The sequence below is a fragment of the Methylorubrum sp. GM97 genome (assembly GCF_024347855.1).
Classification (GTDB): Bacteria; Pseudomonadota; Alphaproteobacteria; order Rhizobiales; family Beijerinckiaceae; genus Methylobacterium; species Methylobacterium extorquens.
In genome coordinates this window covers 4929458-4951625 of sequence record NZ_AP025942.1, presented here as the reverse complement: position 1 = coordinate 4951625, position 22168 = coordinate 4929458, and the positions used below count along the sequence as shown (strand labels likewise).

Sequence of the window (22168 nt, the reverse complement as noted above, 5' to 3'; positions counted from 1 at the left end):
CCTCGCGCGGCCCAACCCTCGCCGTGGGCCACCTGCGCCCCATTTGGCGAGCAAGATCGGCGACCCGCACAAGGATCAATCGACGTGACGCGCACCCTTTCCCTCTTGCTCGCCACCGTTGCGGCCCTCGGCCTCGATGCCCCAGCCTTCGCTCAGCAGCCGGCCGGACAGGAATCGCGCTCGCCCCGCATCGAGGGTGAATCGTTCCAGGCGCCGGCCGCGCCGAGTGCCGGCACATCGATCGCCGAGAAGGAAGCGCCGAACACTGAGTACAAGCCGCTCCTGCCCAACCAGACCCGTGCGCCGGAGCCCGCGCAGAAGACCGAGTTCGAAACCGCCGTCGTAGCCAAGGGCCTGGAAAGCCCCTGGGCGATGGAGTTCCTGCCCGATGGCCGCATGATCGTGACCGAGAAGGCCGGCAAGATCCGCCTGATCGCCAAGGACGGCACGGTGGGCCAGCCGGTGGCGGGCGTGCCGAAGGTTGATTCCAAGGGGCAGGGCGGTCTTCTCGACGTCGCGCTGAGCCCGAGCTTCGCCGCGGATCGCACGATCTACTTCAGCTACAGCGAGCCGCGCGACAAGGGCAACGGCACCACGGTCGCCAAGGCCAAGCTGGTCGAGAGCGACGGCAAGGCCAAGCTCGACGACGTCAAAGTCATCTTCCGCCAGATGCCGACCTATGACGGCGACAAGCATTTCGGCTCGCGCCTCGTCTTCGCGCCGGACGGCAAGCTGTTCGTCACCGTAGGCGAGCGCTCCGACAAGCAGACCCGCGGGCAGGCGCAGGATCTGACGAGCGGGCTCGGCAAGGTCTTCCGCATCGACACCGACGGCAACGCCCCGAAAGACAATCCCTTCACCGGCGGCGAGAAGGCCAAGCCCGAGATCTGGTCCTACGGCCACCGCAACGTCCAGGCCGCCGCCCTGGACAACCAGGGCCGTCTCTGGACCGTGGAGCACGGGCCGCGCGGCGGCGACGAGCTGAACCGCCCGCGCCCCGGCCTCAACTACGGCTGGCCGGTGGTCACTTACGGCATCGAATATTCCGGCGAGAAGATCGGCGACGGCCAGACCCAGGCGGGCGGCACGGTGCAGCCGGTCTATTACTGGGATCCGGTGATCGGCCCCTCGGGCATGGCGCTCTACGACAAGGACGCGTTCCCGGCCTGGAAGAACCAGTTCCTCATCGGCGGCCTCGTCAGCACCGGGATCGTCGCGCTCAAGCTCGACGGCGATAAGGTCGTCACCGAGGAGCGCATCCCGCTGGAACACCGCGTCCGCGACGTGCGGGTCGGCCCCGACGGCGCCGTCTACGCCGTCACCGAGGATGACGGCCAGATCGTCAAGCTGACGCCGAAGAAGGGCAGCTGAGGAAGACGGAGTGGGTCTCGCCGAGGCTCCCCCCTCTCCCCGCTGTGCGGGGGGAGGGACTGTGCGTCTCATGGTGCTCGATCATCGGGCAGCGCTCATTGTCCGAGCAGAGCCCCCTCCACCCGCCGCACCACCGGGCCCGAGGTCCAGACCAGCAGCGCCACGATCGCGTGCTCGGGCCAGATCGCGGCGGCGAGCCGCGCGTAGAGGCTGACCTGAGCCGCCTCGCGCTCCGGCAGCGGCGCATCGTCCGCGGGCGGGCGGCCGGTCTTGAAGTCGCAGAGGATCACCCGGCCGTCCTCGACGACGAGCCGGTCGATCCGGCCGGTGACGTCGCGCTCGATCCCCTCGACGACGATCCGCCCCGAGAGCGCGACCTCGGCGCGGGCCTGGTCTGAGAACAGCGGCGCGAGGTCCGGCGCCTCGATCAGCCGCAGAACCGCGCGGACGAGATCCTTGCGCTTGGCCTCCTCCAGAGTGGGCGCGCGGGCACGGGCGAAGCGGTCGGCGGCTTCGGCCCGCCGGGCCGGCTCGATCCGCGGCAGGTGTTCGAGAAGCGAGTGGACCAGGGCGCCGCGGCGGCGGGCCTCGGCATCGCCGAGGCGCCGACGGGGCTGGCGCTGCCCGTCCGCAGCGCCGAGCGCGCCCGAGGGACTGAGCGGCGGCGCGGCCTCGGCCTCGGGTGCGGCAGCCGAGAACAGCCAGTCCGGCACGGTTTCGGGCTCCGGCGGGGCCGTGTCCGCTGCGGCGGCGGCGAGCGAGGCGGCCGAACCGTCGCGCCAGATCGTGATCGGCCCGTGATCGGTCTCGACCGCTTCGCCGTCCCCCAGCCCCCGCTCCAGGCCGATGCGGACCATCTCGCACCACGAGGCCGGCGTCTCCCGGGTCGCGCCGCGATAGGGCGCGATGACGAGGTGGTCGGCGGCCCGGGTCATGGCGACGTAGAGCAGGCGGTTATGCTCTTCCCGCGCCCGCGCCTGGAGAGCGGAGCGGGCGGCCAGCGTCGCCGCGCAATCCTGCGTGCGCCCGCCGGTCCAGACCGGCGGCAGCGGCCCGTCGGCGGTGGAGTCGAGGCCGAGCAGCGGCGGGTCGTTGCGGCCGAGCGGCTCGCAGCCGTCGATGACGACGACGACCGGCGCCTCCAAGCCCTTGGCGCCGTGAACCGTCATCACCCGCACCTCGTTGCGGCCCGATTCCAGATCGCGCTTGACCGAGAGACCACTTCGGCCGCGGCCCGGTCGGACGATGTAATCGGCGAGGAAGGCGTCGAGGCAGGGGGCGTCGCCCCCGTTCTCGGCGTCGGCGGCCTGGGCCAGGAACACGTCGATGGCATCGCCCGCCTCGCCGCCGAGCCGCGCCACCAGCCGGCTGCGCCCGCCATGGGGCCCGAGCAGGGCGGCGTAGAAGCCGAACGGGCCGTTCTCCGCCGCGAGTTGGATCCAGAGCCGCAGGGCCGTAAGGCCGCGGATCGCCGCCCCGTCACCGGCCTGCGCGTGGCGGGTCAGTGCGTCTTCCAGCGTCTCGGCGAAGGGGCGGCGGGCGCAGATGCGGGTGAGGTCGTCGTCGGTGAGGCCGACGAGCGGGGTCTTGAGGGCGGTGGCGAGCGTCAGGTCGTCGGCGGGCAGCAGCCCGGCGCGGCCGACCGCGACGAGATCGAGCACGGCGATGTGGCCCGCAACCTCGAGCCGGTCCTGGCCCGCCACCGGCACGCCGAGCCCCTTCATCGCCCGGATCACCTCCTCGAACGCGGCCGAGCGCTTGCGCACGAGGATCAGCACATCGCCGGGCCGCCAGATCCGGCCGCAGGCATCGCCCTTCGTCGTCCAAGTCTTCACCGCGCGGGCGATGCGGCGGGCGACCACGATGGCCGGCGCGTTGGGCTCCGGCGCATCGACCGGGGCGGCCCAGGCATCGGGCTCCTCGGCTTCCGCCGGCTCCTCGATGCCCCAGAGTTCGACCGCGCCGGGCACGCCGGCGCGGGCGGAGGCGTGGACGGTGCCCGGCGCGCCCGCATCGAAGGAGAGGCCGGCGAAATGATCCGGCACGCCGAACACGGCATCGACCGCGGCGAGCACATGGCTCGCGGTGCGGAAGGAGAGCCGCAGGCTGACATCGGCGAAGTCGTGCCCGGCGCCCTCCGCCGCCCGGCCCCAGGCGCGGCGGGTCAGCTCGAATTCCCGCGGGTCGGCGCCCTGGAAGCTGTAGATCGACTGCTTCGGATCGCCCACGGCGAAGCGGGTGCGGGTGAGGCCGCGCGCGCCTTCGCCCGCCGCGAACTCGGCGGTGAGCGTGCGCAGGATCTCCCATTGCTGCGGGTTGGTGTCCTGCGCCTCATCGACGAGGACGTGATCGACGCCGCGGTCGAGCTTGTACAGGACCCAGGAGGCGCCGACCCGCGAGAGCAGGTCGAGGGTCTTGTGGATCAGGTCGTCGAAATCGAGGGCGCCGAGACGCGTCTTCTGCGCCTCGACCCGGCGGTGGATCTCGGCGGCGAGCCGAAACAGGCCCAGCGTCCGGGCGAGCGCGCGGGCGGCGCGTAGCGCGTCGAAGAGCGGGATCAGCCGGGCCTGCTCATCGAGCAGCGCCTGCTTGATGTCCTCCGGTACCGCCTTGGTGCCGAAGGATTTGGCCGCGCGCGGCTCATCCTTGTCGGTGAAGAAGACCGAGCGGTAGGGCGCCAGCGCCTTGCCCGCGCCGAGGGCGGCATGCGCCTCCACGAGCCCGTCGGCGAGTTTCTCGTCCGTCGCCTTGCCGGTGCGCAGCCGGCCCGCGATCTCGCGCCAATCGCCGAGGCTGCTCCCCTCCAGGATCTCCGCCTCGATGGTCTCGACGCTGGCGCCGTCCGGCAGCGCCAGGGCGCGGGGCAGGCGGGCGAGCGCCGGCTCCAGGGCGCGGTGGTCGGAGAACAGCGCCCGCGTCCGCATGGCCGAGCGGATCGCGTCGCGCAGGGTGTCGCCGGAGGCTTCCGCGCCGACCACGGCGAGCGCGTCGGACAGCGCTTGGTTGCCGCCGAGGATCGCGTCGGCGAGCACGTTGTCGGTCTCGATCTCGAACGCCTCGCGCGACTGGTTGTCGTCGAGCACGACGAAGCGGGCCGGCACGTTGGCCTCGAACGGGAACATGTGCAGCAGCCGCTCGCACAGAGCGTGCAGCGTCTCGATCTTGAGGCCGCCCGGCGTCTCGACGGCGCGGGCGAACAGGCGGCGGGCCAGCCGCAAGGTGTCGCGGGCGGGCCGCTCGCCGGTGAGTTCGGTGAGTTCCGCGGTCAGCGCCGCGTCGTCCAGCGTCACCCAGCGGCCGAGGCGCTGGAACACGCGGATCGACATATTGGCAGCCGCCGCCTTGGTGAAGGTGAGGCAGAGGATGCGGCCGGGCGGCGCGCCGTCGAGGAGCAGGCGCAGCACCCGGTCGGTGAGCACCTTGGTCTTGCCCGCGCCGGCATTGGCCGAGACCCAGGCCGAGAGGCGCGGGTCGGCGGCCCGGCGCTGTGCCGCCTTGGTCAGATCATCGACGGTGAAGCCGGTCAACGGGGCGTTCACGCGGCTTCTCCTTGCCCGGCCAGCGACCATTCGAGCACGCGGGCGAGGTGATCGTACTCGTTGTAGGCGCGCTCGTATTGCGGATAGGGGCGCGAGAGGTAGGCGGCCTCGCCGGTCATGTAGCGGGCGATCAATCCGCGCAGGCGCTGCCAATGCTCCTCGACGACGGCCTCCACCGCCCGCGCATCGCCGGGCGGCGGCTTGACCGGGATCGGCCGGAACGGCTCGCGCCCGCCCGAGGCGTAGACGTAGAGGAGGTCCGGCGGGGAGGCGGCCTTCAGCCCCTCGAAGGCGCCATGCATCAGCATCGCCGCCTCCAGGGTGAGCTGGGGCGAGAAACCGGCAAAGACGGTGCGGTTGCTCGGCGGCGTGCCGGTCTTGAAATCGACGATGCAGTAGCTGCCGTCGGCGCGGGCCTCGATCCGGTCGGCACGGGCCGAGAGCGTGAAGGTTCGCTCGCCCAGGGGAATCGTCACTTTGCCCGAGCGCTCGGCGTGGATCGTGTGCAAGCCCTGGCGCTGGCTCGCCTCCCATTCGAGGAAAGCGACCGCCATGCGCTCGTAGCGGGGAAACCACTCGGCATAGAGCTCCGGGTACTGGTCCTGCAGCGGGCCGAAGGCGTCGAAGGCGATCGCGTAGAGCAGGGTTTCCGCGTCCGCGGGCAGCGCGCCGGGATGGGCTGCGGAAAAATCGCCGAGGACCTTGTGGATCAGGCTGCCGCGCTCGGCCGCGCCCGGCACCACGGCGATCGGCTCCAGCGCCTCCAAGCCCAGGATATGCCGGGCGTAGATCGAGTAGGGATCGCGTACCAGCGTCTCGATCTCGGTGACGCTGAGACGCTCCGGGAACAGAGCCGGGTCGGGCTTCGGCGCCGGGCGCTTGAGGCGCGGCGGCGGCGCCTCCTGGCCGCGATCGAGCCGCGCGGCGAGCCCGCGCAGGCGCTGGCCGCGGGCGATAGCATCGGCCCAGACCGCATCGCCGCCGAAGGCGCGCAGGCGCTGGAGGAAGCGCGACGGCACGGTCGGCGAGCCCTCGCGCTTGGCCGCGCGGGTGACCACGGCATCATGGGTGCCCAAGCCCTGCACGAAGTCGTGGGCGGCCTGTCCGATCCGCCGCTCGGGCGGGCTCAGGCCCACGTCCCCGCGCATCGGCCGGTTGAGGAAGGCGTCGGTGGTCTGGCGCACCGGCCAGACCGTCTCGTCGAGCCCGCCCAGCACGATGCGGTCGACGGAGAGCAGGCGCGCTTCGAGCGGCCCGAGGATGCGCAGGCGCGGATGCGCGCTCCGCTGCGCGCAGGCGACGGTGCGGTCGCGGGAGAGCGCGGTGAAGAAGGCGGCGTAGTCGGAGAACCGGCCCGGCAGCTCTTCCTGCTCGGCGGATTCGAGATCGTCGAACAGGCCGTCGAGCGTGTCGAGGGAGGGATCGTCGGTCTCGTCCGCGTCACCCTCGTCGGCCTCGCCCATCATCCGCTCGCAGGCCTCGCGGTGCCCGGCGGCGAGCGCCACGAGGTTGCCGATCTCGGGCTGCAGGTCGGTGCGGAACGCATCGAGCGCGATCTCCAGCCGGTCCAGAATGTCTTCGGCGAGATCCCAATCGACCGGCTTCAGCCGCTTCTTGGCGCGCGGCACCCGCTCGGTGGCGTTGCGTTGCAGCGCCACCGCCGCCCGCATCCCATCGAAGCTGTTCTTCGGGATCGGGGCGGGGCCGCGCAGGCCGCCGATCTCGAGGGCCGCGGCCGCGCGCACGACCTCGCTGCGGGTGAGCCCCAGCCGGACGAAGGGGTGGGCGAGGAGCGCGATGACGCGGGCCGGCGCCACCTCGGCGGCGAGTTCGGCGACGAGCCGGGCGAAGCGTCCGGCCTGCGAGCGCGCCAGGCTCAAGCCCGCCGAATCCTCGGCCGCGATGCCCCAGCGGGCGAGTTCGGCCGAGACGCGCAGGGCCAGCCCGCGGTCGGGCGTGACGAGGGCCGCGGTGGCGCCGGGCGTCTCCAGCGTCTCGCGCAGGGCGAGCGCGGCGACCAGCGCCTCCTCGCGCTCGTCCGCCGCCTCGACCACGGCAAGGCCCGCCATGCCCTCCCGCGCGAGGGTCATCCGCTCGGCCGCGTCGAGCCCGGCCCAGGCATCGGTGGTCTCGGCCGGGCGCAGGGCCTGCGACAGCAGCTTTTCCCGCGCCACCGCCTCGGGTGAGAGATCCCCCAGCGTCTCGACATCCCGACGCTCGACGGCAAAGCCCCTCGGTCCGGTCAGCGCCCGAAGGATCGCCTGCGGATGGCCGTGGGCGATCTCGTCGTGCTTGCCGCCGGCGCCGTCGATCGCCTCCCAGCCCTCCGCGTCGAGGTGCAGGTCGAGCCCCGGCAACACCACCGCGCCGCGGGGCAGGCGGGCCACTGCCGCGATTAGCCGAGCGGTGGCCGGCACCGAGCCGGTGGAGCCGGCCACGATCACCGGATCGCCCGGCCGCTCGCGGAACAGCCGGTCGGCCTCCGCGAGCACGAGGCGGCGGGCGCGGGCGGTGGGGTCGGCGAGCGAGCGGGCGGCAAGGATGTCGGGCCAGTGCTCGGCGGCGATCTTCAGGAAGTCGAGGGTGAGGCGGAAATAGCGCGAATGCTCGGCCTCCACCGCCGCGGCGATCTCGCTCCAGGGCAGGCCCTCGACGGTGAGCGCGTCCATCAGCCCTTCGAGGTCGGCGGCGAGCGCCACCGCGTCGGCAGGGGAGGACGGGACGAGGAAGGGCACCTCGTCGTCGATGGGCAGGAGTTCGCGGTCCACCGTCTCCGCCCATTTCTGGACGAGCCGGGCCAGGATCAGCCGGCGCTCCAGCGCGGGGATGGAGGGGTAGAGCAGGTCTTCCGGCGTCTCCAGCAGCGTGTTGGACGAGAGGTCGAGCTCCGCCTCGTCGGCCTCGCCCAGCGGGATCATCCGCGGCAGCAGGGCCGCTCCGCCGAGGCGTTGCGCCAGCACGGTCGAGAGTGCGCGCACCGCGCGCTGCGTCGGCAAATAGAGCGTCACCGAGGCGAGCGCGAAGGGATCGCCGCCGACCGCGCCGACGAGGCGGCCCGACACGAGCGCGTCCGCCAGCGTCGGCAGGAACGGCGCACCGGGGGGAATCGTGAAGACGCGGGGGGCGGCGCTGGCGGACATGCTCGACGGTTTGAACCTGACGCTCTGCGGTCGTGACCGACCACCTGAGGGCAAGATGGTGAAGGCTTTCGAAAAGAGGCAGGGGCCGGCCCCGGCCGCTCCGCCCACCGTTCGATCTTTGTTCTAGCATGCAACGGCGATTTGTGGAGGGCTGCCTGTTCGTCACACCAGGCTTGGCTTATCTCCTGCGCCGTTCCCGGACAGGGCAGTGCAGCAGGCGGACCGGTGGAAGAAGTCCTCACTCGATGGCTCGGCACGACGGCGTCGCTCCGCACCGAGATCGTCGCGGCCATCGGCCTGGTGCTCACATTCGGCGTCAGCGTCCACGTTCTGCTGCGCAAGCGGGTGGTGGGCGCGGCGATCGGCTGGATCGGACTGGCGTGGCTGGCGCCGGTCTTCGGCACGCTGCTCTACCTCACCTTCGGCATCAACCGGGTGGAGCGGCGCGCCCGCCGGCTGAAGCGGCGCCCTTCGCAGACCATCGACGAGACGCCGCAGCCCTCTGCCCACGTGCCCAAGGACTACCACGCCCTCGACTTGGCGGTGCAGGCGGTGACCGGCCTGCCGACGGTGGCGGGCAATCGGTTCGAGCTCCTCCGCAACGGCGACGAGGCCTATCCGGCGATGCTGGCAGCGATCGGCGAGGCCCGCCGCAGCGTCGCCCTGTCGAGCTACATCTTTCGCGACGACGCCACCGGCCGGGCGTTCTGCACTGCGTTGAAGGCGGCGCAGGATCGCGGCGCCGAGGTGCGCGTGATCCTCGACGGCATCGGCAGCGGCTATTTCTTTCCGGCCGCATGGCGGCATCTGCGCCGGCTCGGGGTGCCGGCCGGCCTGTTCATGCACTCCGTCCTGCCCTGGCGGATGCCGTTCCTGAACCTGCGCACGCACAAGAAGCTGCTGATCGTCGACGGAAGGGTCGCCTTCACCGGCGGCGTCAATATCGCCGACGGCAACCGGGTCTCGGAGAAGCCGGACTTTCCGATCCGCGACACGCATTTCCGGATCGAGGGCCCGGTGGTCGAGCACCTGACCCAGGCCTTCATCGCCGATTGGCTGTTCGTCAGCGACGAGGAGCTGGAGGGCGAGGCGTGGCTGCCGCGGCTGGCGCCGGTTGGCACGGTCACCGCTCGCGTCGTCACCTCCGGCCCGGACGCCGACATCGAGAAGATCGCGACCGTGGTGCTCCAGGCGATCGCCTGCGCGAAGGAGTCGATCCGGCTGACGACCCCCTATTTCCTGCCCAACGAACTCGTGCTGAACGCGCTGAGCCTCGCGGCGGCGCGGGGGATCGCGGTCGATATTGCCATCCCGCGCAAGAGCGACCACCGCTTCGTCGATTGGGCGACCCACGGCCATATCGATCCGCTCCTGAAGAGCGGCGTGCGGGTCTGGATCGACGAGCCGCCCTTCGATCACTCGAAGGCGATGACCGTCGATGGGCAATGGTGCTTCATCGGCAGTGCGAACTGGGATTCGCGCAGCTTCCGCCTGAACTTCGAGCTCAACGTGGAGGTCTACGACGTGGCGCTGGCCCGGGCGCTCGAAGCCTTCATTGCGACGAAGTTTCAGACCCCTTTGCGCCTGGCCGACCTCGACGCCCGCTCGCTCCCCGTGCGCCTGCGCGACGCAGCCGTCCGACTGCTTCTGCCATACCTCTGAGCCGGCCGAGCGAGGGGACCCCCTCCGGCGCGGGCGAGAGGTGCACCACAATCGGGTGATGGTCGGAGAGCCCGCGGGGCAGGACCATACGCTCATGGCAGACGAGCCCGCGCACGAGGCAGCGGTCGAGCCGCAGCGGCAGCACATCGACCATGGCATGGGTCGGCCGCCGGGGGCCGACATCGCGAAAACCCGGCAGCAGGGCCGGGCCGACGATGTTGTAGTCGCCCAGCACCGCCGCGCGCGGCGGCAGGTGGCTCTCGATCCGCCGCAACTGGCGCCGGTTCAGCACCTGCCCGTGCGAGAGATGCACGTTGGCGACGCCGAACTCACCGGTGTCGAGCACTTGGCAGACCCGGTCGATCAGCACACCCGGCGGCAGGGTGACGATCTCGGGCGGGTTGGGCCACGGCGTCGGGCTCCACATCGCCGGACCGTGGATGCGGCCCGGCAACTGCGCCCAGGCATAGACCCCACCGACGCGCTTGGTCAGCGCCGCGATCTCCTTCGTCGCCTCCTGCATCAGCAGGAAGTCCGGCCGCTCCTGCTCGATCAACGCCACGAGGCAATCCACCGCCGCGCCGGTGCGGCGCAGCAGGTTCCAGCTCACGATTTTTTTCGTGTTCGGACCGGGCTCGGCGGTGATCGGAGGGGGACGTCTGAGGAGCATGGCAGTCCGTTTGCCCGGGTCACGTGACGGCTTCAGGGCGGCGGGGAGGCAATGCGCGGAGCGCGGATCGGTTCGCGCCTCACTGCGCCTTGCCGAGGTCCTTCCGCTAATTCTGCCCGTGATTCCGCCCGTGACTCTTGCGGTCGAGGAAAGCCTCGATGCCGTCTTCCGCCGCCCGCGCCAGCATGTTCTCCGTCATCACCCGGCCGGCATGGGCGTAGGCTTGCGTCAGCGGCATCTCCAGTTGCTCGTAGAAGGCCCGCTTGCCGACCCGCACCGTGTCGGGGTTGCGCGCGGCGATCCCTGCCGCGAGCGCCTGCGCGGCGGCCAGAGCGCCGCCCGCCTCCACCACGTCGTTGACAAGACCGAGGCGCCGGGCCTCCGCCGCATCCGCCATGTCGGCGGTCAGCAACATCCGCATCGCCGCCTTGCGCGAGAGGTTGCGCGAGAGCGCTACCATCGGCGTCGAGCAGAACAGGCCGATCTGCACGCCCGGCGTGGCGAAGCGCGCTTGCGCCCCCGCCACGGCCAGATCGCAGGAGGCGACGAGCTGGCAACCGGCCGCGGTCGCGACGCCCTCCACCGCTGCGATCACCGGCTGGGGCAGGGCGGGGATCGCCATCATCACGTCTGAGCACAGCGCGAACAGCTTTTCGAACCGTTTCGCGCCGCGGTCGGGGTCGCTGCGGTAGCCGGTCATCTCCTTGAGGTCGTGGCCGGCGCAGAAGGCGGGGCCCGCGGCCGCCAGCACCACGGCCCGCACCGTGTCGTCCCCCGCAAGGTCGGCGAAGGTCGCGCGCAGCGCTTCGAGCAGGGCAAAGGAAAGCGCGTTGCGGGCGCCCGGCCGGTTGAGCGTCAGGGTGGCGACGCCGTCGCGGTCCTCGCGCAGCAGGAGAGGGTTCGTGCCGGCTTCGCCCATGAGCATCCTCGTCGCGGCGATGTGGTTCACCTTGTTTTCGCGCGCCATGACAAGCGCGGCAATGCCGCCCCCGAGAGCCGTATCCGACCCCATTGCATCAGGCCGGCGTCTCTCGGTCCTTGTTGTGACGCGCATTCTTTCGACGAACCGGTTCCCAGTTCGTCGGAATGCGCTCTAGCCCGCTCTTGTGCGGTGCCATACCGTGCGCTGCACCAAAGCCCTGCCAGCCTGGAGACCGCCCCCGGTGACCGACGAGACCACCCGCCCCACCACCCGCGAGCCCGACCACGCCATCGAGCCGATCTTCGCCGAGCGCTGGTCGCCGCGCGTCTTCACCGGGGAGGCGGTGCCGGAGGCCGAGTTGCTGCGGATGTTCGAGGCGGCGCGCTGGTCGCCCTCATCCTACAATTCGCAGCCCTGGCGCTTCCTCTACGCGCTGCGCGGCACGCCCGAATGGCAGACGTTCTTCGACCTCCTCGTGCCCGGCAACCAGAAATGGGCCGAGGGCACCGGCGCCCTCGTCTTCCTCGTCTCCAGCGAGCGGATGAAGGTCGGCGACGAGCTCAAGCCGTCCGCCAGCCACTCGCTCGATGCGGGCGCCGCCTCGCTCGCCTTCGCGCTCCAGGCCAACCGTCAGGGCTGGCACGTCCACGGCATGGGCGGCTTCGACCGGGAGCGGGCGCCCGCCGCGCTGAACGTCCCCGAGCATCACCGGGTCGAGGCGGCCTACGGGGTCGGACGCGCCACGCCCTGGGCGGAGCTGAGCGAGGAGCAGAGAGCCAAGGAGCGCCCGAACGGCCGCCGCCCGATCACCGATTTCGCCTTCCGCGGCGGCTTCCCGCAGCGCCAGGACTGAGCCGCACGGCCGCGTGCAGAACGCGGATTGTCCCGGCTTGCACGGGGATGGATGAGAGACACCCGGACGCGCTCGGATGCAGCGCGCCCGGGAGGAAGAGGCGGCACCGGCCGAGCGCCGCCGCAAGTTCGAGGAAGTTGCCGTGCCGGAGCGGGCCGATCGCTACGAGACGCTCGTCAGGGATTTCCGCTGGGAGATCCCGGAGCGCTACAACATCGCGGCCGATGTTTGCGACCGCTGGGCGCTGAGCGAGCCCGACCGCACCGCGCTCCTCGTGCTCGGCCCCGACGACCGGCCCGAGCCGGTGAGTTACGGCCGCCTGCGTTCCGATTCGCTGCGGCTCGCGGCGGCGCTGGCCGCGCGCGGCGTCGGGCCGGGCGACCGGGTGGCGGTGCTGCTGCCGCAATCGGTGGCGGTGGTGGTGACCCATTTCGCCGCCTACCGGCTCGGGGCGATCGCACTCCCGCTTGCCGGCCTGTTCGGTGAGGCGGCCCTGCGCCATCGCCTCGCCGATTCCGGCGCCTGCGCCGTCGTCACCGACGCGCCCGGGCTGGCCAAGCTGGAGCGGCTGCGCGCCGACCTGCCGGATCTCGCCACGATCCTCTCGGTCGATGGGGCAGGGGAGGCCGCGGAGAATTTCTTCGCGGCTCTGGAGAGCGCCCCGGACGGGTTCGCAACGCGGGCGACCGGGCCGGACGATCCGGCCCTGATGATCTACACCTCCGGCACGACCGGTCTCGCCAAGGGGGCACTGCACGGCCACCGGGTCCTGCTCGGCCACCTGCCGGGCTGGAGCGTGATGCACGGCTTCCCTCCCGAGGGAACCGGGCTGATGTGGACCCCCTCCGACTGGGCCTGGGCCGGGGGCCTGCTCAACGTGCTGATGCCGTCCCTGCGCCTCGGCATGCCGGTGGTCGCGAAGGCCTCGGGCCGGTTCGAGCCAGAGGCGGCGTTCCGGCTGATGGCGGATCTCGGCGTCACCCACGCCTTCCTGCCGCCGACGGCTTTGCGCATGCTGCGCGGGGTGGCCGATCCGCGCCAAACATTCGACCTCTCAGCCCTGCGCAACATCGCCTCCGCCGGCGAGGCGCTCGGGGCCGAGACCTTCGATTGGGCGCGTGACGCCCTAGGCCTCACCATCGGCGAGGCCTATGGCCAGACCGAGTGCAACCTCGTTCTCGCCTCCAGCGCCCGGATCGGCGTGGCGCGGGCCGGCGCCACGGGCAAGCCGGTGCCCGGCCACCGCGTCGCGGTCCTGCGCGAGGACGGGACCGAGGCGGATGCGGACGAGTCCGGCGAGATCGCCGTGCGCGCGCCCGATCCGGTGCTGTTCCTCGGCTACTGGCGCCAGCCCGAGGCGACCGCCAAGAAATTTCGCGACGGCTGGTGGATGACTGGCGACCAAGCGCGGCGCGACGCCGACGGCTACATCCGCTTCGTCGGCCGCGAGGACGATCTCATCACCTCCGCCGCCTACCGGATCGGCCCGGCGGAGATCGAGGCCTGCCTCTGCGCCCATCCGGCGGTGGCCCTCGCCGCCGCGGTCGGCGTACCCGATCCGCTGCGCACCGAGACCGTGAAGGCCTTCGTCACCCTGCGCGCGGGCTTCTCGCCCTCCGACGCGCTGGCCACCGAAATCCTCGCCTTCGCCAAGGCCCGGCTTTCCGCCCACGAGGTGCCGCGCGCGCTCGCGTTTCGCGACACCCTGCCGATGACGACCAGCGGCAAGATCATCCGGCGGCAGTTGCGGGACGAGCCGGCCTAAATTCGAGCTCGGTCAAATTGAAGCATACTAAGACATACCGGGATGCACCTTAGAGCCTTGGCCGTCTTAGGCAGGATTATCAATCAATCTTCAACCGGTAGTTTACGAAATTGCCCTACGGCTTATTTAGGTAGCAATTTTGCACGCCGCCAACGAACTCAGGCAGGGACGCGCGAGCCTCATGATTAATTGCAGACGAAAAATACTACTCAGTTTTACCGCGGATTTGAGCGCTCTTATTGCTATATTTTTATTTATATTAAGTAGATTTATCCCGGACGCATACTTAATTGCATCAAGCATAGCACTTCTTTTAATTCTTTTTAGCATCAGGTCGAAAGAACAAGCCGATAAAATTGGCGCCACAGAAGGCACTTCGCCGTCCAAAATCAGCAAATTTCGTAATGTAATGAAAAAATACAATGACCCACGAACTTCTGTAATTTTGCTAATCGTAGCATTACCCGTATTTGACACAGTTCGCCGCGTAATCGCTCTTGAGATCGACGCTTTTGACAAATTCGCCATTATCACAATGACCATTCTTTTAGTTTCGTATATTATAAAAATATGTATTAGTATAGATGATTTATTGAGAAATTAAAAGGCAAATCCTCGATATGAAACTAAAAGTGCGACAAAATTGCTTTTTTTACGAATCAAATATGCAGACAATCCAGCAAAATCATATCGCGAGAGCGCAACTGATCGACATCTAATTGTCTTTGAACGGCTCTTTCGGTCTGCCACGGCTCGAGTGGAGGCACTCAGGCAATCTGGCAGCACACTAAATATCGCGAGCGCGCGGGCATTTTCCCTGCCGGAATCAACCCTGCCCCAGCGAGGAAGCTGCGGCTGGCGACAGACGCTCATGCCCGGTCCAGCTCGACGCGACCGGTTTCAGCGCGAGCGCCGCAGCGGCCGCGCTGGCACCTGCGCTCCACCCTGGAATTAAACGCATAAAGACATCTTTATGTCTTGATTGCTCCCTAGCGAGAGCCCTGCTACAGGGATGGCCGACCCGGCCGGGTGAACCGGCCGATGCGCCGGAACGATTGGCCGTTTCGCGCCGGCCACGACTGAAAAGGGATACCGAGATGGCAGTTGCCAACGATTACATCGTCAAGGACATCGGGCTGGCCGATTACGGCCGCAAGGAAATTTCGATCGCCGAGACCGAGATGCCCGGCCTGATGTCGACCCGCGCCGAGTACGGCGCGTCGCAGCCGCTCAAGGGCGCCAAGATCGCCGGCTCGCTGCACATGACGATCCAGACGGCGGTGCTGATCGAGACCCTGAAGGCGCTCGGCGCCGACATCCGCTGGGTGTCGTGCAACATCTACTCGACCCAGGACCACGCCGCCGCCGCGATCGCCGCCGCCGGCATTCCGGTCTTCGCCGTGAAGGGCGAGACCCTGACCGAGTACTGGGACTACACCTCGAAGCTGTTCGATTGGCATGACGGCGGCATGCCGAACATGATCCTCGACGACGGCGGCGACGCCACCATGTTCGTCCACCTCGGCCTGCGCGCCGAGAACGGCGACACCGCCTTCCTCGACAAGCCGGAATCCGAGGAGGAGGAGGTCTTCTTCGCGCTCCTGAAGAAGAAGCTCGCCGAGAAGCCGAAGGGCTGGTTCGCCGGTCTGGCCGACTCGATCAAGGGCGTCTCCGAGGAGACCACCACGGGTGTGCACCGCCTCTACAACCTCGCCAAGGAGGGCAAGCTGCTCTTCCCGGCGATCAACGTGAACGACTCGGTCACCAAGTCGAAGTTCGACAACCTCTACGGCTGCAAGGAGTCGCTGGTCGACGGCATCCGCCGCGGCACCGACGTCATGATGGCCGGCAAGGTCGCGATGGTCGCGGGCTTCGGCGACGTGGGCAAGGGCTCGGCCGCTTCGCTGCGCAACGCCGGCTGCCGCGTGCTCGTCTCCGAGATTGATCCGATCTGCGCCCTGCAGGCGGCGATGGAAGGCTACGAGGTCGTCACGATGGAAGACGCGGCACCCCGCGCCGACATCTTCGTGACCGCCACGGGCAACAAGGACATCATCACGATCGAGCACATGCGGGCCATGAAGGACCGCGCGATCGTCTGCAACATCGGCCACTTCGACAACGAGATTCAGGTCGCCGGCCTGAAGAACCTCAAGTGGCAGAACATCAAGCCGCAGGTCGACGAGATCGAGTTCGCCGACGGCCACCGCATCATCCTCCTCTCGGAGGGCCGCCTGGTGAACCTCGGCAACGCGACGGGCCACCCGTCCTTCGTGATGTCGGCCTCCTTCACCAACCAGACGCTCGCCCAGATCGAGCTCTGGACGAACCCCGGCAAGTACGAGCGTCAGGTCTACACCCTGCCCAAGGCCCTCGATGAGAAGGTCGCGGCGCTCCACCTCGAGAAGATCGGCGTGAAGCTCTCCAAGCTCCGCCCCGATCAGGCCGCCTATATCGGCGTGTCGCAGACCGGCCCGTTCAAGCCCGAGCATTACCGCTACTAATCGGTCGTCGGGCCTCCGGCTTCCGCGCAGGAAGTCGGAGGCCCGGTGCCGCTGAGCTCAAGATTCGCGAGGAAGCCCGGCCCATGGCCGGGCTTCTTTGCGTTTGCGCGACATCGGCCGCTGGGGCGGCGGGCGACAGGCGTCGCCGCGAACCTGTTTTGGCGGTCGCCGGCGCCGCGCGAAGTCAGATTCCGGCCGTGGCCCGGCGCCTTGAAAGTCTTCGAAATTCGTCAAGTCCCGATTTCGGTGGTGTGGCTTTTGGGTGCTGTGTGGCGCCGGAATGCAGGGCCGACGGGTTCCGGGCCATAATGGCGCTTCCAGGCGGAATCGACCCCGCGTTACAGTGGCGCGAATCTTCGGAAGCAGGTGCCCGCGCGGCGGCGGCAAGCCGGTCGCGGCAGCGGGTGTTTGCCCGGTGCGGTCCGGGAGCTTTCCAGGCGTGGGCCCGACGGCCTGCGGAGTGTGCCGGGTTTGGGGTGGGGGCGGGACATGGGTCTGGAACGGGCGGCGCGCGCCCTGTCGCGCGTTGGCGTCCTCGTCGTCGCGGCACCGGTCGCGGCACTCGCCGAGGGCGCTCCGTCCATCGAAGCGAGGCCGATGCTGGGAGCGATGCAGACGCACAACGTTGCCGGCCTCGCCGTCGTCCTCGGCCTGATCCTGTTCGCGACCATCCTGTCGCTGGTCTACCTGCGCGAGCGCGTCGGCTGGACGCGCAAGGAGCGCGCGCTTCAAGACGAACTCGCCCATCTTCGCGGCGCGCACGACCGCGCCGAGATGCTGCTCCATTCCGAGCGTCAGGTTCTCGTCGCCTGGGCTGGGCGCGGCGAGCCGTCGATCGTCGGCGATGCGGGCTTTGCCCAGGATCTTCGAAACCAAGATCTTCGAAATCAGGATCTTCGCGGCCAGGATTCGCGCGGGCTTCAGGGCGGCTCCCGGCATCTGCTCGCTTTCGGCACGTGGCTCGCGCCGCAGGACGCGCAACTGCTCGACTCCGCCGTCGCGACGCTGCGCGAGCGCGGCACAGGCTTCCGGATGAACCTGCGCAGCCTCGCCGGGCGCTACATCGAAGCGCAGGGTCAGGCGGTCGGCGGGCGGGCGCTGCTGCGCCTGCGCGAGACCACCGACGAGCGCCGCGAGCTGATCGAGCTGCGCCACACCCTGGAGGAGGCCAAACGCGGCCTGTCCGCGCTGGCGGGCCTGCTCGATGCGCTGCCGCAGCCGATCTGGCACCGGAGCCCGGACGGGGCGCTCGCCTTCGTCAACGCGGCCTACGCCGCCGCCGTGGAGGCCCCGAGCCGCGAGGCCGCCCTCAGCCACGGCCTCGAACTGCTCGACCGGAGCGCCCGCGAGCAGATCGTCCGGCAGGCGCGCCGGCCGGGTCTCCCCGCCCAGGCCCTGCGCCTCTCGGCGGTGGTGGCGGGTGCGCGCCGGACCCTCGATGTCAGCGAGAGCACGCTGGAAGCCGGCCGGGTCGGCATCGCCGTCGATGTCTCGGAGCTGGAGAGTGTGCGGGCCGACCTGCAGCGCCAGATGGACGCCAACGTCCGCACCCTCGACCAATTGCCGACCGCGGTAGCGATGTTCGACGCGCGCCAGCGCCTGATCTTCCACAACGCCGCTTACCAGCGCCTGTGGGATCTCGACCCGGCCTTCCTCGAAGGCCGCCCGCTCGACGGCGAAATCCTCGACCGCCTGCGCGCCGCGCGCAAACTGCCCGAGCAGGCCGATTTCCGTTCGTGGAAGACCGATGTCCTGGCCGCCTACCGCGCGGTCGAGCCCACCGACACGCCCTGGTACCTGCCCGACGGGCGGACGCTGCGCGTCGTCGCCGACCCCAACCCGCAGGGCGGCCTGACCTATCTCTACCACGACGTCTCGGAGAGCATGAAGCTCGCCTCGCGCTACGACGCGCTGATGAAGGAGCAGGCCGAGACCCTGGAAGCCCTCAAGGAGCCGGTGGCGGTGTTCGGCGCCGACGGGCGCCTCACGGTGGCCAACCGCGCCTTCGCCGCGACCTGGCGCCTCGACCCGGCCACGCTGGCGGGCAAACCGCATGTCGATGCGGTGATCGCCGCCTGCCGGGCGCTGACGCCGGACCAGAGCCCCTGGGCCGGCATCCGCCAGTCGGTCACCGGCCTGTCCGAGACCCGCAGCGGCCATGGCTGCCGCCTCGACATCAACGACGGCACGGTGCTCGATTGCTCCTCGCAGCCGCTGCCGCTCGGCGCGACGCTGCTGACCTTCATCGACGTCACCGCGAGCGCCAATGTGGAGCGGGCGCTGACCGAGAAGAACGACGCGCTGGAGCGCGCCTCGCAACTGCGCGACACCTTCGTCCACCACGTCTCCTACGAGCTGCGCTCGCCGCTGACCAACATCATCGGCTTCACCCAGCTTCTCGGCGACGAGACGGTCGGCGCCCTGAACGAGCGCCAGCGCGAATATTCCGAGCACATCATGCGCTCGTCGGCCGCGCTGCTCGTCATCATCAACGACATCCTCGACCTCGCCTCGATCGATGCCGGCTCGCTCGAACTTCAGCGCGAAACGATCGACGTGCGCGCCACCGTGGAAGCCGCCGTCCGCGGCATCGAGGACCGGCTGGCGGAATCCGATATCGGCCTCGACCTCGACGTGCCGGAGGGTGTCGGCAGCGTGTTCGCCGACGGCAAGCGGGTGCGTCAGATCCTGTTCAACCTGCTCTCCAACGCGGTCGGCTTCTCCGCGCCCGGCCAGCAGGTCCGCGTCGAGGCGCGGCGCGAGGGGCGGGAGCTGCGGCTGACGGTGACCGATCGCGGCCGCGGCATCGCGCCCGAGGTCATCGACCGGGTGTTCGACCGGTTCGAGAGCAACACGCTGGGCACCAAGCATCGCGGTGTCGGCCTCGGCCTCTCGATCGTGCGCTCCTTCGTCGAGCTGCACGGCGGAAGGGTCGAGATCCACTCGGCACCCGGCACGGGCACCCGCGTCACCTGCCTGTTCCCGGTTGAGCCGCCGCCGGGCAATGGCGGGCTCGCCGAGGCCGCCGAGTAGGACCGGGCGCTCACGGGATCGGGATCAGGTTGGCCGCCGCCGAGGGGGCAGGGCTCACCGGAGCCGCCAAAAATGGTTAAACATCTCCTGCTAGAGCGCCTTCCGACGACGTGACCACCAGTTCGTCGAAAGAAGGCGCGTCGAAACAAGGGGCTAGAGACGCCGGCCGGATGCAATCGGGTCGGATACGGCTCTAGAAGGGCGGAGGCTTCACCCTGATCGGGGTGGCCGTTCGCGGTGTTGCGGAGGATTGGGGCGGTGAGCGAGGATCCGGACGGCATGGCGGGAAGCCCGCAGCCCGGCCCGTCGCAGGGCGAGGTCCAAACACCAGCGGCGCCGCGTCGCGCGGCCTGGGAGGTGCTGCTGCCCGAGGAGGGCGCAACCGAGGACATGGCCGCCTTCCTCGCCGGCATCCTCCGGCCCGGCGACCTCGTGGCCCTGTCCGGCGGGCTCGGCGCGGGCAAGACCACGCTCGCCCGCGCGATGATCCGCGAGTTGGCCGGCGACCCGCGGCTCGAAGTGCCGAGCCCGACCTTCACCCTGATCCAGCCCTACGAGACCCGCTCCGGCGGCGCGGTGATCCACGCTGACCTCTACCGCCTGCGCGGCCCGGACGAGCTGGTGGAACTCGGCTTCGACGAACTCTCCGAGACCGCGATCACCCTGGTCGAGTGGCCCGAGCGCCTGGGCGCGCGCGACAACCCGACGCTCACCGTCGAGCTGTCACTGCGGGCCGAGTTCGGCGAGGAGGCCCGCCTCGTGCGGATCGACGGTACGCCCGAGATGCGCGAGCGGGTGGCACGCGCCCGCGCCGTCCGGGCCCTGCTCGCCCGCAGCGGATGGGACGAGGCCGACCGGGTGCTGATGCAGGGCGATGCCTCGTCGCGCGCCTACGAGCGGCTGGTGAAGCCGAGTGGCGAGACCGCTGTGCTGATGATCTCGCCGCCCCGCCCAGACGGGCCGCCGGTGAAGGACGGGAAGCCCTACAGCGCCGTGGTCAAGCTCGCCGAGAGCGTCCACGCATTCGTCGGCATGGACCGGGCGCTGCGCGCGATCGGCTTCTCCGCGCCGAAGATCCTGGGCGAGAACCTCGATGCCGGCCTGCTGATCCTGGAAGATCTCGGCGCCGAGCCGGTGACCGAGAACGGCACGCCGCGCCCCGAGCGCTACGCGGAAGCCGTCCGGCTGCTGGCCAAGCTCCACGCCACGGATCTGCCCAGCGCCGTGCCGGTGAGCGAGGGGATCGACCACGTCATCCCGCCCTACGACCTCGAAGCCCTGCTGTTCGAGGCGGAGCTGCTGCCCGAGTGGTACGCCGCCGCAATCCGCGGCACGACCCTGTCACCGGAGGCGCGCAGCACCTTCCGCGAGCTGTGGACCGATGCGCTGAAAGACCTAATCGCCGAGCCCGCCACCTGGACCCTGCGCGACTACCACTCGCCCAACCTGATCTGGCTCCCCGAGCGGACCGGGCTGGAGCGGGTCGGAGTCATCGACTTCCAGGACGCGGTGATGGGGCATCCGGCCTACGACGTCGCCTCGCTGCTCCAGGACGCGCGGGTCGATGCCAGCGCCGATTTCGAGCTGCGCCTGCTCGGCCTCTACATCCGGGAGCGCCGCGGTCGGGATATCGGCTTCGACATGCAGGCCTTCGCCCGCGCCTACGCGGTGCTGGCGGCCCAGCGCGCCACCAAGATCCTCGGCATCTTCGCCCGGCTCGACAAGCGCGACGGCAAGCCGGGCTACCTCGCCCATCTGCCGCGGATCGAGGGCTATCTCGCGCGCAACCTCGCCCATCCGGCGCTGGCCGCGGTGCGGGCGTGGCACGAGACTCACCTGCCGAGCCTCGTCACCCCGCGGCCGGACGCCGATCCCGCCGCGTCCTGAACGCTTCTTTTCAACCGGACCGGCCGAGGCGGCATGAGCGCTGAACCCACCCCCAAAAACGTCACCCGCGCCTTTGTGCTCGCGGCGGGCCTGGGCAAGCGCATGCGCCCGATCACCGCGACGGTGCCGAAGCCCCTCGTCGAGGTCGCCGGCAAGGCGTTGATCGACCACGCCCTGGACCGGGCGGCGGCGGGCGGCATCGAGACCGCGGTGGTCAACGTCCACTGGCTCGCCGACCTGATGGAGGGCCATCTCTCCCACCGCACCGGCGCGCCGGCGATCGTCGTCTCCGACGAGCGGGACGCGCTGTTGGAGACCGGCGGCGGTGTGAAGAAGGCGCTCGACCACTTCAACGGTGAGCCCTTCGTGGTGTTCAACTCGGATTCGTTCTGGCTGGAGGGGCCGCGGCCCAATCTCGGCCGGCTGATCGAAGCCTGGGATCCCGACACGACGGACATCCTGCTCCTCGTCGCCCCGACCGCGACGAGCCTCGGTTACGACGGGGCGGGCGACTTCTACATGGACTCCGACGGCCGGCTGAGCTGGCGCGGCGAGCGCGAGGTCGCGCCCTTCATTTATGCCGGCGTGGCGATCCTGAAGCCGGAGCTGTTCGCCGACACGCCGGAGGGGTCGTTCTCCCTGACCCTGCTGTTCGACCGGGCGATCAAACGCAACCGGCTCCAGGGCCTGCGCCTCGATGGGCAATGGCTGCATGTCGGCACGCCGGAGGCGATCGAGGCCGCCGAGGCGCGGGTGCGGGACAGCGCGCGGATCGTTTGACCGGCATCCCCGTTGTCGGGGCTCTGAGACAGGGTTTATCGG

At 69.9% G+C, this 22168-nt stretch carries 12 protein-coding genes; 8 read left to right on the top strand and 4 right to left on the bottom strand.

The annotated features are described in order from the left end of the window. The first annotated feature begins 84 nt into the window (after positions 1 to 84). On the top strand, positions 85 to 1371 hold the full coding sequence (locus MSPGM_RS23020) for a PQQ-dependent sugar dehydrogenase (protein ID WP_003603561.1): 1287 nt from the start codon (positions 85 to 87) through the stop codon (positions 1369 to 1371). A 95-nt stretch (positions 1372 to 1466) separates the two neighbouring features. Here the strand turns inward: MSPGM_RS23020 and addA are convergent, their stop codons facing one another. Both addA and addB read right to left on the bottom strand, forming a co-directional pair. Beyond that, positions 1467 to 4910, bottom strand: coding sequence for a double-strand break repair helicase AddA (gene addA / locus MSPGM_RS23015; RefSeq protein WP_015857541.1), 3444 nt, complete (start codon positions 4908 to 4910; stop codon positions 1467 to 1469). Continuing rightward, on the bottom strand, positions 4907 to 8050 hold the full coding sequence (gene addB, locus MSPGM_RS23010; RefSeq protein ID WP_015857540.1) for a double-strand break repair protein AddB: 3144 nt from the start codon (positions 8048 to 8050) through the stop codon (positions 4907 to 4909). The genes addA and addB overlap by 4 nt, the downstream gene beginning before the upstream one ends. Positions 8051 to 8275: 225 nt before the next feature. Between addB and MSPGM_RS23005 the strand changes: the two genes are divergently transcribed. Further along, complete coding sequence (locus tag MSPGM_RS23005; protein WP_003606473.1) at positions 8276 to 9712, top strand: phospholipase D-like domain-containing protein; 1437 nt, start codon at positions 8276 to 8278, stop codon at positions 9710 to 9712. Here MSPGM_RS23005 and MSPGM_RS23000 read toward each other — a convergent pair. After that, positions 9603 to 10382, bottom strand: coding sequence for an endonuclease/exonuclease/phosphatase family protein (locus MSPGM_RS23000; protein WP_003606472.1), 780 nt, complete (start codon positions 10380 to 10382; stop codon positions 9603 to 9605). The genes MSPGM_RS23005 and MSPGM_RS23000 overlap by 110 nt on opposite strands. A 106-nt stretch (positions 10383 to 10488) precedes the next feature. Next, positions 10489 to 11394: an enoyl-CoA hydratase gene (locus tag MSPGM_RS22995; protein WP_003606471.1), complete on the bottom strand. Its 906-nt coding sequence runs from the start codon at positions 11392 to 11394 to the stop codon at positions 10489 to 10491. 151 nt (positions 11395 to 11545) lie between these two features. Between MSPGM_RS22995 and MSPGM_RS22990 the strand changes: the two genes are divergently transcribed. The 6 genes from MSPGM_RS22990 (at position 11546) to MSPGM_RS22965 (ending at position 22126) form a co-directional block, all read left to right on the top strand. Continuing rightward, a complete protein-coding gene (locus MSPGM_RS22990) occupies positions 11546 to 12157 on the top strand; it encodes a nitroreductase family protein (RefSeq protein WP_003606470.1) in 612 nt (203 codons plus the stop codon). 142 nt (positions 12158 to 12299) lie between these two features. After that, a complete protein-coding gene (locus MSPGM_RS22985) occupies positions 12300 to 13922 on the top strand; it encodes an AMP-binding protein (RefSeq protein WP_410007717.1) in 1623 nt (540 codons plus the stop codon). Positions 13923 to 15019: 1097 nt separating this feature from the next. Next, on the top strand, positions 15020 to 16426 hold the full coding sequence (gene ahcY, locus MSPGM_RS22980) for an adenosylhomocysteinase (RefSeq protein WP_003606448.1): 1407 nt from the start codon (positions 15020 to 15022) through the stop codon (positions 16424 to 16426). A gap of 489 nt (positions 16427 to 16915) precedes the next feature. Next, entirely contained in the window at positions 16916 to 19459 is a 2544-nt protein-coding gene (locus MSPGM_RS22975; protein WP_015824520.1) for a sensor histidine kinase, read from the top strand. 258 nt (positions 19460 to 19717) lie between these two features. Beyond that, entirely contained in the window at positions 19718 to 21346 is a 1629-nt protein-coding gene (locus MSPGM_RS22970; protein ID WP_003606023.1) for a bifunctional tRNA (adenosine(37)-N6)-threonylcarbamoyltransferase complex ATPase subunit type 1 TsaE/phosphotransferase, read from the top strand. Positions 21347 to 21379: 33 nt separating this feature from the next. Then, complete coding sequence (locus MSPGM_RS22965) at positions 21380 to 22126, top strand: nucleotidyltransferase family protein (RefSeq protein WP_003606024.1); 747 nt, start codon at positions 21380 to 21382, stop codon at positions 22124 to 22126. The last annotated feature ends 42 nt before the right edge of the window (positions 22127 to 22168 follow it).